Annotated in this window: 13 protein-coding genes; 10 read left to right on the top strand and 3 right to left on the bottom strand. The window is 49.0% G+C overall.

Translation table 11 applies throughout. The features are described from left to right. The first annotated feature begins 50 nt into the window (after positions 1 to 50). The 7 genes from guaA to htpG all read left to right on the top strand — a co-directional run bounded on the left by guaA (position 51) and on the right by htpG (position 9,164). A complete protein-coding gene (guaA, locus tag HQN79_RS08795; RefSeq protein ID WP_173285688.1) occupies positions 51 to 1,631 on the top strand; it encodes a glutamine-hydrolyzing GMP synthase in 1,581 nt (526 codons plus the stop codon). A gap of 173 nt (positions 1,632 to 1,804) precedes the next feature. Further along, on the top strand, positions 1,805 to 2,359 hold the full coding sequence (tadA, locus tag HQN79_RS08790) for a tRNA adenosine(34) deaminase TadA (RefSeq protein WP_173285686.1): 555 nt from the start codon (positions 1,805 to 1,807) through the stop codon (positions 2,357 to 2,359). 143 nt (positions 2,360 to 2,502) lie between these two features. Next, positions 2,503 to 3,078 carry a chemoreceptor glutamine deamidase CheD gene (cheD, locus tag HQN79_RS08785; protein ID WP_173285684.1) on the top strand — a complete coding sequence of 192 codons (576 nt, stop codon included), beginning with the start codon at positions 2,503 to 2,505 and terminating at the stop codon, positions 3,076 to 3,078. Between the two features lie 10 nt (positions 3,079 to 3,088). Further along, positions 3,089 to 5,185 (top strand): chemotaxis protein CheA, encoded by a 2,097-nt coding sequence (locus tag HQN79_RS08780; protein ID WP_173285682.1) that lies wholly within the window; start codon positions 3,089 to 3,091, stop codon positions 5,183 to 5,185. A 54-nt stretch (positions 5,186 to 5,239) separates the two neighbouring features. After that, entirely contained in the window at positions 5,240 to 5,818 is a 579-nt protein-coding gene (locus HQN79_RS08775) for a hypothetical protein (protein ID WP_173285680.1), read from the top strand. Positions 5,819 to 6,091: 273 nt separating this feature from the next. After that, on the top strand, positions 6,092 to 7,030 hold the full coding sequence (locus HQN79_RS08770) for a hypothetical protein (RefSeq protein WP_238843344.1): 939 nt from the start codon (positions 6,092 to 6,094) through the stop codon (positions 7,028 to 7,030). Positions 7,031 to 7,271: 241 nt separating this feature from the next. Further along, positions 7,272 to 9,164, top strand: coding sequence for a molecular chaperone HtpG (gene htpG, locus HQN79_RS08765; protein WP_173285678.1), 1,893 nt, complete (start codon positions 7,272 to 7,274; stop codon positions 9,162 to 9,164). A gap of 133 nt (positions 9,165 to 9,297) precedes the next feature. Here htpG and HQN79_RS08760 read toward each other — a convergent pair whose 3' ends face one another. Then, the gene (locus tag HQN79_RS08760; RefSeq protein WP_173285676.1) at positions 9,298 to 9,843 is read right to left on the bottom strand and encodes a heme NO-binding domain-containing protein; all 546 of its coding nucleotides are present in this window, start codon (positions 9,841 to 9,843) and stop codon (positions 9,298 to 9,300) included. 193 nt (positions 9,844 to 10,036) lie between these two features. Here HQN79_RS08760 and HQN79_RS08755 point away from each other — a divergent pair, with 193 nt between their 5' ends. The 3 genes from HQN79_RS08755 (at position 10,037) to HQN79_RS08745 (ending at position 13,155) form a co-directional block, all read left to right on the top strand. Continuing rightward, the gene (locus HQN79_RS08755) at positions 10,037 to 10,510 is read left to right on the top strand and encodes a hypothetical protein (RefSeq protein WP_173285674.1); all 474 of its coding nucleotides are present in this window, start codon (positions 10,037 to 10,039) and stop codon (positions 10,508 to 10,510) included. Between the two features lie 108 nt (positions 10,511 to 10,618). Next, positions 10,619 to 12,220 (top strand): ABC-F family ATPase, encoded by a 1,602-nt coding sequence (locus HQN79_RS08750; protein ID WP_173285672.1) that lies wholly within the window; start codon positions 10,619 to 10,621, stop codon positions 12,218 to 12,220. Positions 12,221 to 12,327: 107 nt separating this feature from the next. Beyond that, a complete protein-coding gene (locus HQN79_RS08745) occupies positions 12,328 to 13,155 on the top strand; it encodes a nitrilase-related carbon-nitrogen hydrolase (protein WP_173285670.1) in 828 nt (275 codons plus the stop codon). A gap of 23 nt (positions 13,156 to 13,178) precedes the next feature. On the opposite strand, the gene HQN79_RS08740 is transcribed toward HQN79_RS08745, so the two are convergent. Both HQN79_RS08740 and HQN79_RS08735 read right to left on the bottom strand, forming a co-directional pair. Beyond that, on the bottom strand, positions 13,179 to 13,739 hold the full coding sequence (locus HQN79_RS08740; protein ID WP_173285668.1) for a DUF1415 domain-containing protein: 561 nt from the start codon (positions 13,737 to 13,739) through the stop codon (positions 13,179 to 13,181). Between the two features lie 18 nt (positions 13,740 to 13,757). Then, a complete protein-coding gene (locus tag HQN79_RS08735; RefSeq protein WP_173285666.1) occupies positions 13,758 to 14,600 on the bottom strand; it encodes a DUF5718 family protein in 843 nt (280 codons plus the stop codon). Between the last annotated feature and the right edge of the window lie 8 nt (positions 14,601 to 14,608).

Here is a 14,608-nt window from a genome sequence, read left to right as displayed (position 1 = left end):
ACTGCAAAAGCCTTGTCTGTTTTATAACAAAGCGATTTTGGAATAAAAATATGTCACAACAAAATATTCATGAGCACCGCATCCTGATTCTTGATTTCGGTTCTCAATATACGCAACTGATAGCCCGCCGAATCCGTGAAATCGGTGTTTATTGTGAAGTTGAACCGTGGGATATCGATGCGGCCGACGTGGAAAAATTCGGAGCGAGAGGGATTATCCTGTCCGGAGGTCCGGAAACCGTTACCGGTGATGATGCGCCGGTTGCGCCACAGGTGGTGTTCGAGCTGGGTGTTCCTGTTCTGGGGATCTGCTACGGTATGCAGACTATGGCTCAGCAACTGGGCGGCCAGGTTATCAATGCGCTGGAACATGAGTATGGTTATGCTCAGGTTCGTGCGCACGGTCACACCAAGTTCCTGATTGATATCGAGGACGAAGTGACGCCGGAAGGTTACGGCATGCTGGATGTTTGGATGTCGCACGGGGACCGCGTTGATGCGCTGCCGGAAGGTTTCAAACTGATGGCGTCTACGCCGAACTGCCCGATTGCCGGTATGGCGAACGAAGAGAAAAATTTCTACGGTATTCAGTTCCACCCGGAAGTGACGCATACCAAGCAAGGTAAGCGCATGATCGAACGTTTCGTTGTCGATCTTTGTGGCTGTGAAAAACTTTGGACGACCGAAAATATTATCGACGACAGCATTAAGCGTATTCGCGAGCAGGTAGGTAGCGATCAGGTTATGTTGGGGCTTTCCGGTGGTGTTGACTCTTCTGTGGTTGCCGCTCTGTTGCATAAAGCAATCGGCGATCAGCTGACGTGTGTATTTGTTGACCACGGACTGCTGCGTCACCAGGAAGGTGATCAGGTCATGGCGATGTTTGCGGAGAATATGGGCATCCGTGTGATTCGTGCCGATGTTGAAGATCGTTTTATGAGCGCACTTGCCGGTAAAACGGATCCGGAAGAGAAACGTAAGATTATCGGACGTGAATTCATTGAAGTGTTTGATGAAGAGTCTGCCAAGCTGCAAGGCGTCAACTGGCTGGCGCAGGGCACCATCTACCCGGATGTGATCGAGTCGGCCGGTTCGAAAACCGGTAAAGCGAAAGTAATCAAGTCACATCACAATGTTGGTGGTTTGCCGGAAGATATGAAGATGTCTCTGATTGAGCCGCTTCGCGAACTGTTTAAGGACGAAGTCCGTAAACTGGGGGTCGCTTTAGGTCTGCCATATAATATGGTGTATCGTCATCCGTTCCCGGGACCAGGTCTGGGTGTACGTATTCTTGGCGAAGTGAAAAAAGAGTATGCGGACATTTTGCGTCTTGCGGATCATATCTTTATCGAAGAACTGCATAAGTGGGATCTTTATGATAAAACTTCGCAGGCATTTGCCGTCTTCCTGCCGGTTAAATCGGTTGGTGTGGTTGGCGATGCACGTCGTTACGACTATGTTGTCGCCTTGCGCGCGGTGGAAACAATCGACTTTATGACCGCGCGTTGGGCGCACCTGCCGTATGAGTTTCTGGAACATGTTTCCGGACGCATCATTAACGAGATTCCGCGTATTACGCGCGTAACTTATGATATCTCGTCAAAACCGCCGGCAACCATCGAGTGGGAATAATTTCGTCCTAAAACGGTTTATTTCTTTGTTGTAGCTTGCTCGTTTATTCACGATAAACTTCGCGCGCTACGCCTCGAACTAAATCCGTTTTAGTTAGAAATGATCGGCAGAATAATAGGCTTTCTATAAATTTTTGTAGAAGGCCTTTTTTGTATCTAAATAAAGTTTTGTTTATGCAAGTACATGAAGATTTATCTCAAGAGCAGCAGGATGCTTTCTGGATGCAGTATGCGCTTGAGTTGGCGGATAAAGCGGAGCAGCTCGGTGAGGTGCCGGTTGGAGCGGTTATTGTCGCCGAGGGTGAGCTGATCGCGGAAGGCTGGAACCGGGTAATTACCGATTCCGATCCGACGGCACACGCTGAGGTGGTTGCGATGCGCAATGCCGGCACTGCCATGCATAATTATCGTTTGGTCGATACCACGCTGTACGTGACGCTGGAACCTTGTCCTATGTGTGCCGGTGCTTTGGTGCATGCGCGTGTAGGGCGGGTCGTCTATGCCGCCCCTGATCCGCGAACGGGTGCGGCAGGATCGGTTTTTCAACTGTTGCAGGCACCGGAACTCAATCATCAGTGCCAGATTGCTGCTGGCGTTTTACAGGAACCGTGCGCCGAGAAAATCCGTCACTTTTTTAAACGTCGCCGACGTGAGCAGAAACAGGCAAAAGTTGATTCATCACAATCAACCCAAAATTCCGCTGTATCAGGTGATGCTAAGCCTTGCTAGTTGCCGGCTTTAATGCGAATATAAACCCCATATTTTTTATGTTATTTGAGGCGGAATCGGCGTTTGACTGCTTGTTGTCGGTTTCGGTTCGGCAGATTGGTTTAAGCGAAGGGAGTTCGCTGCAGGTGTCGATTTGAAGAATTATGCAGATTAGTATTGATCCGGCCGAAGGGATTACGTCCGTAAAAATTTTACCGGGTGAGTTCTATGTCACCCAAGATAATGAAAGGATTGAAACGGTTCTCGGGTCCTGTATCGCCGCCTGTGTTCGCGATCCTATCGCCGGTGTCGGAGGCATGAACCATTTTATGCTTCCGGTGGAAAAAAATACCGCATCCGTATCCGAACTTTCCGACGCCAATCGTTATGGAAACTATGCGATGGAGAATCTGGTCAACTCGATTCTGACCAAGGGCGGTCGACGTGAGCGTTTGGAATTTAAGCTGTTCGGTGGTGGGCGGATTATGAGTTCCATGACCAATATCGGCTGGTACAACATCGGTTTCGCTTTCGATTATGTCTATACCGAAGGCTTTCAACTGGTGGCCCAAGACATCGGAGACGTTTTCCCGCGCAAAGTGATCTATTACCCTAACAGCGGACGTGCACGGGTCCGCCGACTGAACCCTATGCATAATCAAAGTCTTGCCGCACAGGAAAATCAATATATTCACAACATCGAATCGAAACCTGTTGAAGGCGATGTAGAACTATTCTGAGGAAATAACTATGGACATGATGGAAACCTTCCGCCAAACCTATCTGGAAGAGAGTTTTGAAGGACTCGACGTGATGGAGAACGGATTGCTGAATCTTCCGCCGGGCGTTCCGGATAACGAGAAGATTAACGAGATCTTCCGTGCGGCGCACTCTATCAAAGGGGGAAGCGGAACTTTCGGCTTTACCGAAATTGCCGGTTTTACTCATGTTCTGGAAACCTTGTTGGATGAAATGCGCGATGGCCGCAGAGAGGTCACTCAGGACTCGATTGATGCCATGCTGGCTGCGGTGGATGTGTTGCGCGATATGCTGGAACGTCTGCAGGAACATCAACCCATCGACGAACAGCGAGCGGGCGAAGTTCAGGCATGGATGGAGAACATCCTCGGCGCTTCTTCCGATGAAGCCGGACAGGATGCATCCGCTGAACCGGAAGCCGTTGGCGGATCCTGGAAAATCGACATGATTCCCGAGGCTGAACTGCTGCAGACGGGTAATGAGCCGATTCGAATTTTCCGCGAGTTGGAAACGCTCGGTGATCTGAAGGTAACCGTCAATACCGAAAAACTTCCGGAAATCCATGCTTTCAATCCGGAACATGTTTATCTTTCCTGGACTCTGGAACTCGAAGGCGATGAGGTTAATGAAGAAGCGATCCGCGAAGTTTTCGAATGGATTGATGGCGATGGAGCCGAAATTCATATTCATCCGCCGCAGAAGTCCGAATCGCCTGCTGTTGAACAAGCGGTTGCGCAACAAGCTGCCAGCGTAAGCGAAGTTGTACCAGCGGTTGAACAGCCGCCGAAGCAGGAGACTGAGTCAGCCGCTACGCCGGCTCAGAAAGCACCGGTAAAAGCCAAGGCGGCGGTTGCCGATAAAGGTCATAAGGCGGAAGGCTCCATTCGTGTCGATTTAAGCAAAATCGATCAGCTGGTTAATCTGGTTGGTGAATTGGTTATTACTCAGTCGATGCTGAGTCAGTTCGGAGAGCAGGCGGAGCAGGATACCGAAAGCAGTAGCAATACCGATTGGGTCGATAAGCTCAAGGAAGGTTTGACGCATTTGGAACGTCATACCCGTGAGCTTCAGGAAAGCGTGATGAATATCCGCATGCTGCCGGTCAGCTTCGCTTTTAACCGTATGCCGCGTATCGTGCACGATGTCAGCCAGAAACTGGGTAAGAAAATCGATCTGGTTATGGAAGGAGAAGGAACCGAGCTGGATAAAACCATGCTTGAACAGTTAACGGATCCGCTGGTACACATCGTTCGTAATTCGATTGACCACGGTGTGGAAATGCCTGAAGTACGCGCGGAAAAAGGTAAGCCCGAAACCGGTACGGTCAAGATGGCCGCTTTCCATCAGGGCGGGAATATTCTGATTCAGATTACCGACGACGGTGCCGGAATCGATCACGAACGCATTGAACAGAAAGCGATTGAAAAAGGGGTTATCGATGCGGAGCATCACCTGACGCGTGACGAAATTATTGATCTGATTTTCCATCCGGGCTTTTCGACCGCAGAACAGATCAGTGATATTTCTGGGCGCGGTGTCGGTATGGATGTGGTACGCCGAAATATCAAAGGGCTTGGCGGCTCGGTTGACGTTAAAACCGAAAAAGGCGTCGGCAGTGTCTTTACCATTCGTCTGCCTCTGACGCTGGCGATCTTGGACGGACAGTTATGTACCGTCGGTTCTCAGACCTATGTCTTCCCTCTGGTATCGATTATCGAGTCGATTCAGGTCGACAAATCTCTGGTCAAAGGCATTGCCGGCGAGACTGAACTGTACAAATTGCGTGACGCCTATATTCCGGTTATTCGTCTGCATAAGAAGCTTGGTGTCCACGATGCTCAGGAAGATTTGGAAAAAGGCTTGCTGGTCGTGGTTGAAGACGGCGGGCAACGGGCCGGAATTTTTGTCGATGATTTGCTTGGACAGCAGCAGGTCGTGATTAAGAGCCTGGAAAGCAACTTTATGAAGATTGACGGTATTGCTGGTGCGACCATTCTCGGAGACGGAACGGTTTCACTTATTCTTGATGTTACAGAAACCCTGTCGAATCATAATAAAGGAAGCGGTGCGCAGTTGAGTGCCGCCTGAAAATAAGAGCTATAAATGCCACTACGCCTTTGGGCGTGCAGTTTAGGAAACGATATGAATAACTTTGATTACTCTTTGGGCGCAAAAGAGGTACAGCAGACGATACTGATTCTGAATTTATCGATTGCTCAAATTGATTTGTCGATTACCGAAGGGGATAACTCGGTCAATGCATTGATCGATTCTTTCACCTACATGTCTCAGCATATCGAACAGATTCAGGCGGCGAGTCAGAATCTGCTAGAGCAGGCCGAAGAGGCTGGAGAAGCCGTACAGTCACATAGCAGTCTTCTGTTGAATGAAGCCGGTGAACTCTCCGCAAAAATGCAGCAGGCGATTATCGCCTTCCAGTTTTACGACAAATTGAGTCAGCGTCTGTCGCATGTTTCCCACGGTCTTTCCGGTTTGGCGGAGATCGTTTCGCATGAAATGCGCGTTAAGAGTCCTCAGGAGTGGGAAGATTTTAAGGCCAGTGTACGCAAAGGAACGACTATGCGTGAAGAAGAGGAATTGTTTGAATTGATTTTTGATCAGCATGTTCCGGCCGAAGAAGCGATTGAAGTGATGAAGGATCGTATGCGTTCGCGTATGCATGAGGAAGATCAGGCTGAAGACGAGGTAGAGTTTTTCTAGTTTCGTTGTTATGGCCTCCTGAATAAGGAATTGCTAATTTAAAATTAATTAATATCCTTATATATCAAGACAAATGAAAAGCCCGCATTTTATGAGTTAAATGCGGGCTTTTTTTATATGGTTTGCTTGAAATTGCTTTTTCAGCGCGATAGAAAGCATTTTATTCTGCTCCTTTATAAACCAATAAATTTTTTTATCTTTTAAGGGTAAATATTTTTTATAAGAATGATCCGGCAAACTTAACTTGATTACAAAAATAATGAGGAGTGAAGAATGAGAATGAACAAGCAAAGTTCCGGAAATGGGCTGATCGGTAAACTTTTTATCGGTGCTGCTCTGATGGGAGCGCCTATCAGCGCTATGGCGGCAGCGATGATGCCATTTATCCTGGGGAGTGCTCCAAGCGGTGACCTTAACGCGGCTACAACATCTACTGAACAGGCTTTGAAACAAGCCGGTTTCGAAGTTGTCGGTAAGTATTCTCCGGATCAAGGGGCCAATATCATCGTGGTTACGAATGACGCTTTGAAATCGATGGCAGGGAATTCGGAAAATGGCGGCTTCGGTGCAATGGAGCGTGTTGCAGTAACCAATAAGGGTGGAAAAGTCGAAGTCAGCTACACCAACCCGAGTTATCACTTTAACGCTTACCGTATGGACGGAGATATCAGTGGCGTTCAGGCTGCGATCGAAAAAGCACTGGGTAAACAGCAGGAGTTCGGTGCTGAAAAAGGGCTGACTGCGGAAGAGTTGCGCGGTTATCACTATATGTTCGCGATGCCTTACTTCGATGATGAAGATGAGCTGGCGGAATACGGTTCTTATGAAGAAGCGGTAAAAGCGGTTGAAGATGGCTTAAAAGCGAAGCGCGGTGGAGCTGAAAAAGTGTATCGTATCGATATTCCTGGTAAGAAAATGAGTGTGTTCGGTGTGGCACTTAACTACAAATCCGGTGCTGACGGTAATATCAACAGCCAGATCAACAGCGCAACCAAGCACTCGCATGCGGCACACTTCCCATATGAGATTCTGGTAAGTGATGACGAAGTACTGGCGCTGAACGGTAAATTCCGTATTGCAATCAACTGGCCGAGTCTATCAATGGCCGGCGAAGGTAGCTTTATGAGCATTATGTCGGCACCGGATCACATTACGGCCTCTCTGACTGCAGTTGCAAAAAATTCAGATGTTGCCAGCAACAACGATTTCTAAACTCTCTGCGCGCTCTAATATGAGCGCGTTCTGAGGGCAAATATTTCCAAGTTCTACAACAAACAGCGTGTGATAGTTGGTACAGGCACGCCTTTGGCACAGAAGAAATTCTGTGCTTTTTTTATTTTACGCCCTTGAAAAAAATGTCCATCACCTCCATATCTAGCATCAGTTTGTTAAATCATTAAAAGGGGCGTCAGGCCCCGTTTTACTTACTCAAAAATAAGTGGAGACAAGAATAATGAGCAATACCGAAACTCATGCGTTTCAGACGGAAGTGAATCAACTGCTGAAGCTGATGATTCACGCGCTTTATTCCAATAAGGAGATCTTTTTACGCGAACTGGTATCCAACGCATCCGACGCTTTGGACAAATTGCGTTTTGAGGCCGTATCGAATGATGCGTTGCATGAGGGGCAGGATGAATTGGCGATCGAAGTGCGCTTCGATAAAGAAGCGCGTACGGTTACGATTGCCGATAACGGTATCGGTATGACCCGTGATGAAGTCATTGCCAATATCGGAACGATTGCCAACTCGGGAACCAAAAAATTCCTTGAGAGCCTGAGCGGAGATCAGGCGAAAGATTCCAATCTGATCGGACAGTTCGGGGTTGGTTTCTATTCTTCGTTTATTGTTGCCGACGAAGTGGCGTTGGAAACCCGTAAAGCGGGTGACGATCAAGCACAGGGTACCCGTTGGACCTCGAAAGGTGAAGGCGAGTTCACTTTGGAGAACATTGAAAAAGCTACCAAAGGAACCACGATTACGCTGCATCTGAAAGAGGATATGGATGAATTTCTGGATCAGTTCCGCCTGAAAAATATTATCTCGACCTATTCCGATCACATTAACTTCCCGATCAAAATGGTCAAGACCGAATGGGACGAAGAAGCCAAGGAAGAAAAGTCGACGGACGAACTGGAGCAGGTTAACAAGGCAACCGCGCTTTGGACGCAGCCGAAGTCCGAATTGAGCGAAGAAGATTACACCAACTTCTATCAGACAATTTCGCATGACTTCAACGAGCCGCTGGCGCACATCCACAATAAGGTGGAAGGGACTCTGGAATATACTTCGCTGTTGTATATTCCAAAGCAGGCACCGTTCGATCTTTACGACCGCGAGCGTCGTTACGGCCTGAAACTGTATGTTAAACGTGTCTTTATCATGGATGACGCCGAACATCTGATGCCGGCTTATCTGCGTTTTGTCCGCGGGGTGATCGATTCAGCCGATCTGCCGTTGAATGTCTCGCGCGAAATTCTGCAGAGCAACAAGGTTGTCGATAAAATCCGTTCCGCTTCGGTTAAACGAGTTTTGGATCAGCTGGCAAAACTGGCTAAAGATGATGATAAGACACTTTATCAAGGTTTCTGGTCGCAGTTCGGTAATGTCCTGAAAGAAGGTGTGGTCGAAGATTTCGCCAATAAAGGCAAGATTGCCAAGCTGTTGCGTTTCGCTTCGACTCACGAGGGTAGCCAGGAACAGAATGTTTCTCTTGAGCAGTATGTCGACCGGATGCAGGAAGGTCAGGAGGCGATCTATTACATTATTGCCGATACGCATGCGGCAGCCAAAGGCAGTCCGCATCTGGAAATGTTCCGCAAGAAAGGAATCGAAGTCCTGCTGATGTCGGATCGCATCGACGAATGGCTGGTTTCGCATCTGAACGAATTTGACGGTAAAGCGTTGAAGTCGATTACTTCGGCGGATCTTACAGAGTTCGAAGAAGATGCTGAAAAAGATCTGTCTGAAGAGGACAAAAAGGCGCGCGAAGCCTTGACCGAAAAGGTTAAAAAAGCGGTTGAAGATTCAGTGTCGGATGTGCGCATTACGCACCGTTTGACCGATTCACCGGCTTGTGTGGTGACTGCTGAAGGTGGAATTTCATCGCACATGGCGCGAATTATGGAGCAGATGGGACAGTCCGTTCCGGCACAGAAGCCGGTGTTGGAACTGAATCCGGAGCATACGCTGGTGCAGAAGCTGGATAAGCTTGAGGATGATGAGAAGGTCAAAGAGTGGTCTCTATTCCTTCTTGAGCAGGCTCAGCTGGCAGAAGGTGATCAGCTGGCGGAACCGGGCGAATTCATTAAGCGCATGAACCGTCTGTTGTCCGAAGTGATGTGATCGAAATGTAATAGAACGCTAAGTTCTTTGCCGTTCAAAAGCCGCCGGGTTCATTGCAACCCGGCGGCTTTTTGCTTTTCTGAAGCGGTGGTACCGAAACCTGCTGTAGATTTAGAGCGTTAATGTGGAGAGGTTATGCGCGCTTTTTCAGGGTAAAGACCACAAAACTTTTGCCGGCGTCGGACTGGTCGTTCATTTGGATGTCGATCGTTTCCCCGAAATAGCTGGCACTTCCGTTGATCAGACCATAGGCTAGCGCCGAAAACGGACGACTGGATTGATAGATCAGCTGCATAGTGTCGGCATTCACCATCATATTGTCGAAAGAGGGGAGTTCCGCTTCAGGATAGAGTTGTTGTACTTCGAGGTGCACCCTGGTATCGATGGTTTTCAGCAAATCGAAACAGTTGTCGATATCGACAAAAAATTGCGGATACAGTTCTGCGAAGCGTTTGAGAAGGTGTTCACCAAAGATTTTGCTCAGCGAGGTAGCGTCGATGCCGCTATGGGCGCTGAGTTTATCAAGCAAGACCAGTAATTCTTTATGATCATAGGTGCCAACCTGCGTGTAAGCGCCTTGCGATGGCAGATCGGCTTCTTCGATAATGGCATCCAGAATCTCAAGACCGAACTTTTCTTCGACCAGTTCAATAAACTCAGAAAACACTATGCCTTTCACCACACACTCCTTAAGGATTTTTTCAAAGCTTAGCATAGCGGAGATTTGTCGGTGCAGGCGATCAAGAGTCTGCGGTTCTAAAATTCATCAAGAATTGTGGCGAAACAACTTTTATTGTGTTGTCCGCTCTTGGCAGGATGCGCTTTAGACGCTAAGGTAAGAGGGCTTTACTGAACCGGCGGGAGTGAAAGGAATGAAGCGAATTTATTTGATGTTAACGGCGCTGTTACTCAGTTTTCAGGTTGCGGCAGCGGAACTGGTTCCGGCGAGCAATTTTCTTGAAGACGGAAAAAAGGCGGCGCAATTGAATCAGCCGATTGCCATCCTGCTGGTGCATAAAGGGGTGCGCTCCGGAATCATGTTGAAAGAGGAAGCGTTACTGCCGAATCTCCTCAGCGGTGTCTTCGACGACAAGGTCATGTTCCGTGAAATCGAGGTGAATGTGGACGGAACGGTGATCGACTTTTACGGCGAACCGATGCAGCGCAAAGAGTTTCAAACGCTGTTCAATATCACCAGTCTGCCGGCAATGGTTTTTGTCGATTCCGAGGGCGACCAGTTGACCACGCCGCTGTTCTCGGGGGCTTACGAGTTCTATGGTTTCTATTTAAAGCGCAAGTTGAACGAATCGATGCAGGCGCTCGGTAATCCGATCCGCTTCGAATAATTTCCCGGGATGAGGGATTAGTCGTCTATTTCTGATTTAAGGTGCCATTTTCGGCGCCGCTTATGGCAAAATAACGCGCTTTGATTATCAGTTATTTGGGATGCCGTCGTGTTATCAACCGCTAATATCACCATGCAATTTGGTGAAAAACCTCTTTTTGAAGATATTTCCGTTAAGTTTGGTGAGGGTAACCGTTACGGTTTGATCGGTGCCAACGGTTGCGGTAAATCCACCCTGATGAAAATTCTCGGGGGCGATCTGGAGCCGACCGGCGGTACCGTCAGTCTGGATCCGGATGAGCGTCTTGGTAAATTGAAGCAGGATCAGTTCGCCTATGAAGCGTTTAGTGTTGTCGATACCGTTATTATGGGCGACGCCGAGCTGTGGGAAGTGAAAAAAGAGCGTGACCGCATTTACTCGCTTGCTGAAATGTCCGAAGAAGAGGGGATGCTGGTTGCCGAGCTGGAAGTGAAATTTGCCGAAATGGACGGCTACACCGCCGAGTCGCGTGCCGGTGAATTGCTTTTGGGCGTCGGTATCCCGGTCGAACAGCATTTCGGGCCTATGAGCGAAGTGGCTCCGGGCTGGAAACTGCGTGTTCTTCTGGCACAGGCACTGTTTGCCGATCCGGATATTCTGCTTCTCGACGAACCGACTAACAACTTGGATATCGATACCATCCGCTGGCTGGAAGGGGTTTTGAATGATCGTAAGAGCACTATGATCATTATTTCCCACGACCGTCACTTCCTGAACTCGGTCTGTACCCATATGGCGGATCTTGATTATGGCGAATTGCGTGTTTATCCGGGTAACTATGACGAGTATATGGTCGCTTCGACACAGGCGCGCGAGCGTCTATTGTCCGATAACGCCAAGAAACAGGCGCAGATCAACGAGTTGAAGACTTTCGTCAGCCGCTTCTCGGCGAATGCCTCTAAAGCGAAGCAGGCGACTTCTCGTGCCAAACTGATCGACAAGATTCAACTGGAAGAGGTGAAGCCGTCGAGCCGCGTTAACCCATTTATCCGCTTCGAACAGGATAAGAAACTGTTCCGTCTGGCGCTGGAAATCGAGAACTTGAGTAAAACCTATCACGACGAAGACGGCGATAACGAAGTCATTAAAGACTTCAGCATGATGCTGGAAGTTGAAGAACGTCTGGCGGTCATCGGGGGCAACGGGATCGGTAAAACCACTTTTCTTAAGTGTCTGGTCGGCGATACCGAGTTGACTGCCGGTGAGGTGAAATGGTCGGAAAATGTCACTATCGGTTACTACGCTCAGGATCATGCTGCCGACTTTGAAGAAGATTTGAGTCTGTTGGATTGGATGAGCCAGTGGAAGCAGGAAGGTGATGATGAACAGGCGATTCGCGGTATTCTTGGGCGCCTATTGTTCTCGCAAAAAGAGATCGGTAAATCGGTTAAGGTACTTTCCGGTGGTGAGCAGGGACGTATGCTGTTCGGTAAGTTGATGCTGCAGAAACCAAATGTACTGATTATGGATGAGCCGACCAACCACTTGGATATGGAGTCGATCGAATCTTTGAATATCGCGCTGGAAAATTATCCTGGTACGGTTATCTTCGTCTCACACGACCGTGAATTCGTTTCTTCGATCGCGACGCGCTTGATGGTCATGAGCGAAAACGGTATCGAAGACTACCGTGGCGACTATGAGTCTTATCTGCAAACGCTTGAGCAGTAGTTACAGCGTTTCGGTCATATAACCGGCTAACGCAGGCCGCTTGCAGAATGTTATTCTGTAAGCGGTTTTTTGCTTTTCGGGACCCTGTTTTGATAGAGGAGCTGTTTATGCAAGGTAGCGAGTTACGCTTGTATATAGCCCAGTTTGCTCCGCAATGGCTCGATATTGACGCCAGTTTGCGCGACTTGCGAGGGCTCCTGAATGAACGAGTCGGCCAGAAATCTGTCGGAGATGAAGATGTCTGTCAGCTGTTACTGCTCCCGGAAATGTTTGCCAGCGGTTTTTCCATGCAGCCTGAAAAGTTTGCGGAAAGTCCGCATGGGGAGGTTTCGCAGGCTCTGTCAGCGCTTGCTGTAGAGTATCACCTGAATATTCTGGCTGGTGTCGCCCAAAGCGATGAACCGGGTCAAGGTCGGCGCGAATTCTATAATCGGGCCCTGTATTTGACGCAAGCCGGGAAACTGAAACAGGCTTATTCCAAACAACGACTGTTTTCCTATGCGGGTGAAAACCGGATCTATAAGGCCGGAGACTCAAACCGTGTTTTTCACATAGCGTGTGCCGAGCAGAGTCTCCGAGCTGCGGTATTTATCTGTTACGATCTGCGCTTCCCCGAGCTTTTCCGTCAGCTTGCCAGAGAGGTTGAGATCGTGTTTGTGCTTGCAAACTGGCCGAGTTCCCGTCAAACGCACTGGCGGACACTTCTGAAGGCGCGTGCGATTGAAAATCAGTGTTTTGTCGTGGGGGTCAATCGCGTCGGCGAGGATGAAAACACTCTGCACTATGCCGGCGGTTCGGTCATCTTCAACGCCAACGGCGACTGCCTGCTGGATTGTCAGCAGCAGCCGTGGAACGACTTTTCAATCTCTATGGTGGAACTGCAACGGCAGGTTGCGCATCAGCGTAGCGAGTTTTCGTTTCTGGAGGATCTGTAGCGGGTTCTCCGCTCAGGGAAGATTTAGCTGAAAAGGTATGGAAAGAGTTCGCGTTTGCGTTCTTCGCTCAGTTCGTGCATGCAACGGATATTGTTCTCAAAAATACTTTCCGGGTCGTGCGGATAGCGAGCCAATGCCTTTTCGAGGCTCTCTTCGCGCAGGATATGCAACAGCGGGAAAGGGGCACGATTGGTCAGGTTCTCGGCATCATCCGCTTGTGTGCCGGCAAACTGATAATCCGGATGGAAGCTGGCCAGCTGAATAATGCCTTGCCAGTTCTGTTGTTCAATCAGTGCTTCGGCCCAGTTGAGAAATTGATTGTAATCGTCAAACGCTTGCAGATGCTGCGCCACGATCATCACGGTGGTCTCGCGTTTTTCAATCGGCTGCGCCAGCAAGGCTTGGATTTCCAGTGCCAGATCCTCAAGTAACGACTCGTCACTGTTGGCCCGGGTGACTTGCAGATGTACCTGATGGTTTGTCCAAGGGCGTTTGGCAAAAGGGCACAGGTTCAATCCGATTACGACCTGCTCAAGCCAGGTTTGCACCGGCTTGAGAAGCTGTTCATCTGTTTTTTGTGACATGAGAAGGGAGGACTCGCTTTAGCGGATCTGCTGTTGCAAAACGGAGGCTTTGCGCAGGTCTACAGGCTGACCGGAAGCATGTGCTGCGATCTCTTCAGAGGTATTCTGCTTGCCGTCATAGACGTAGATTTTTATTTTATCGCCCGGTTGCAGGAAGACATTTTCGCCGAATTCAGTGTAGGTGGTTGCGCCGAGGCTAATCATCAACTGCTTCGGAAAACCGGCCTGGTGAACGATCTGGTTCAGATTTTCCAGTGGGCCGAAGTCCGCCTGATGGTTCAGCGTTTCGATCATCCACTCCTGAAGTTTGCCGTAGAAATAAGAGTAGCTGTTAACTGCGCTGTCGTTGCCGTAGATATGAATTTCCCCGTCGCGAATCAGAAAAGAGGCTATGCGGAAGGATTCCAGTTCTCCACCTTCATCCAGAGAGCTCACTGGTAGAAAGTCTGCGGCAATTCCTTTGGTTTCCGGTCCCCAGTTTTTCTTTTCACTGATTTTTTTCGCGCCGGGTTTGCGTATTGAACAATCGTTAAATGCGGCGAATGCCACCGGCTGAAGTGAGGCGATTTTGCCGTATTCGTATTTGGCCTGAAATAGAACACAAACCTCGGGTTCAGCTTGCAGGTGTGCATTTTCCGCCAGATCTTGCGGGTATTTGATGGTGCAGTCGGACAGAGGGAATTCACCGACCTGTTTTTCCGAGCCCGGTACATAATACGGAAAAATGCCTTTTGGCGCCTTGGCTTCTTTGGTTTTGACGTTCACGAAATCTGGGGTTTCTCCGGCCTGTTCCAAGTGGCCGGCAAAGTTACCGGCGATGCCTAAACAAAGTGTGTTTTTCAAGTCGTCTAGAGTTGGCATAGCTATCC

The sequence above is a fragment of the Thiomicrorhabdus xiamenensis genome, from assembly GCF_013282625.1.
GTDB classification, from domain to species: Bacteria; Pseudomonadota; Gammaproteobacteria; order Thiomicrospirales; family Thiomicrospiraceae; genus Thiomicrorhabdus; species Thiomicrorhabdus xiamenensis.
The sequence above is the reverse complement of the archived record's forward strand: the minus strand, read 5'-3'. Positions and strand labels throughout refer to the sequence as shown.